The organism is Variovorax sp. 01T439_2 (assembly GCF_056398445.1).
This window is the reverse complement of the sequence record NZ_JBFTPJ010001337.1, coordinates 1-1,083: the sequence shown is the minus strand read 5'-3', so window position 1 is coordinate 1,083 and position 1,083 is coordinate 1. Positions and strand designations below refer to the sequence as shown.

The following is a 1,083-nucleotide window of genomic DNA, read 5'->3' as shown; positions in this document are numbered from 1 at the left end:
CCCATGGTCTGTCCGAGCAGCGTCTTCACGTCGTCGTTGGCCGCTGTCAGCGCCGCATCAAAGAGGGGGATGACTTGCTTGGGCATCCAACGCACCCCATCGGCGAGCGCGAACGAATAGCGAGGCAACAGCTCACCGGACACCCGGCGCAGCCTATCGATCTTCTTGAGCGTGGACTCGTCGAAGGGGGCGACCTTGATTGAGGTTTGCGCCTTGACCATGCCCGTCTTACGAAAACTGTCGACGCCGACCACTCAGGCTTCACGGCTGCCTCCAGTGGCGGAATCCGGCTCAACTTGTCCACCGAGACCAGTGCGCCGAGTTCGAAGACCCGCGCCATATTGCGCGGCGACGGAGCCAGAGTCAGCTGGGCGCACATAATCACAATGCGATGGACAATATTCCATTTTCATACGATAAGCACATTCTAGTGCGGCTTATATACTTCCCGAAATCACCCGTACAATCCTTCGCCAACCCGAACGAGCAACAGGATGTCGATTGAACAGCTAGCAGACCTCACCCAGCCGCAGCGCGACCGCCTCGCGTTCGTGGAGTTGCGTGTGCGCTTCATCGGGGAGATCCGCCGCCAGGATCTGGTCTCGCGCTTTGGCATCCAGTCGGCGGCGGCCAGCCGGGATCTGGCGCTCTACAAGGACCTGGCCCCCGGCAATATCGACTACGACTCCAAGGGCAAGTCCTACATCTTGGGTCCGGACTTCCACCCGGTCTTCGACTTCCCAGCCGAGCGCGTGCTGTCATGGCTGACCCAGTGCTTCGGCGACGGCGAGCCTATTCGGCTCAAGGCATGGGTTGCCAGCGAGAGCCCCTCACGGTTGACGCTCCCCGATCTGGATGTGCTGGCGAGCGTGACTCGGGCGATCCACCAGGAATGCCCGCTTGGGATCGAGTACCACTCCATCTCGAACGGCAAGGCCGAGCGTCAGATCGTGCCCTTCGCGCTGATCGACAGCGGCCTTCGGTGGCACGTTCGTGCCTTCGACCGTAAGTCGAAGGAATTCCGTGACTTCGTGATCACCCGCATCAAGCACCCGCAGGTGTTGAAGGGCGAGAAGCCAGCGC

General features: G+C 61.1%; 2 protein-coding genes. One reads left to right on the top strand and one right to left on the bottom strand.

Annotated features, from left to right (window positions below; genetic code table 11):
• The coding region (locus tag AC1DOC_RS34755) for a hypothetical protein (RefSeq protein ID WP_478131724.1) at positions 1 to 254 on the bottom strand (254 nt) is incomplete at its 3' end.
• A 240-nt stretch (positions 255 to 494) separates the two neighbouring features.
• Between AC1DOC_RS34755 and AC1DOC_RS34750 the strand changes: the two genes are divergently transcribed.
• Positions 495 to 1,083: BrxR family helix-turn-helix transcriptional regulator (locus AC1DOC_RS34750; RefSeq protein WP_478131723.1), on the top strand; the 589-nt coding region annotated here is incomplete at its 3' end.